The organism is Cyanobium sp. NIVA-CYA 375 (assembly GCF_056108345.1).
Genome location: NZ_JBSYHW010000269.1, coordinates 1 through 891, shown reverse-complemented (window position 1 = coordinate 891; position 891 = coordinate 1). Strand labels below are relative to the sequence as shown.

Annotated in this window: 1 protein-coding gene; it reads right to left on the bottom strand. The window is 65.9% G+C overall.

The genetic code is table 11. The features are described from left to right. Positions 1–863: UDP-N-acetylglucosamine 4,6-dehydratase (inverting) (gene pseB / locus AC01FP_RS18005; RefSeq protein ID WP_474482165.1), on the bottom strand; the 863-nt coding region annotated here is incomplete at its 3' end. Positions 864–891 lie beyond the last annotated feature (28 nt).

The following is an 891-nucleotide window of genomic DNA, read 5'->3' as shown; positions in this document are numbered from 1 at the left end:
ACATCGGCCGCTACTTCGCGATCCTGCCGAGTGCGGGCGATGTCCACCGTGTTCAGGCTGTCGCTGGCGGTGATCATCTCCTCGTGCAGCTTCTCGCCCGGCCGGATGCCGACCACCCGCTTGGCCGCCAGGGGCGCCACTGCCTCGGCCACGTCGGTGATGCGGTAGCTGGGGATCTTGGGCACCAGGATCTCGCCACCCCATGCGTTCTCGATGCTCCACAGCACCATCTCCACGCCTTCCTGCAGGCTGATGTTGAAGCGGGTCATCTGCGGATCCGTGATCGGCAGCACGCCGCTGGCGCTCTTCTCGACGAAGAACGGTATCACGCTGCCGCGGCTGCCCATCACGTTGCCGTAGCGCACGACCGAGAACCGCAGGTCACGGCTGCCCTTGATGTTGTTGGCGGCCACGAAGAGCTTGTCGCTGCACAGCTTGGTGGCGCCGTACAGGTTGATCGGTGCGGCGGCCTTGTCGGTGGACAGCGCCACGACACGGCTCACGCGGGTGTCCAGGCAGGCCTCGATGACGTTCTGCGCCCCGAGCACGTTGGTCTTGATGCACTCCATCGGGTTGTACTCGGCGGCCGGCACCTGCTTCAGCGCCGCGGCGTGCACGACCACGTCCACGCCCTCGCAGGCGCGCTTCAGGCGCGCGGCGTCGCGCACGTCGCCGATGAAGAAGCGCATCTGCGGGAACTCGCGCGGGCTGAACTCCTGCGCCATCTCGTACTGCTTGAGTTCGTCGCGGCTGAAGATCACCAGGCGCTTCACGCCCGGGTAGCGCTGCAGCACGGTGCGCACGAAGGTCTTGCCGAATGAACCGGTGCCACCGGTGACGAGGACGGACTTGTTGTTCAGCATGGTCGGTTCATTCAGGGGTGAAGAGGTG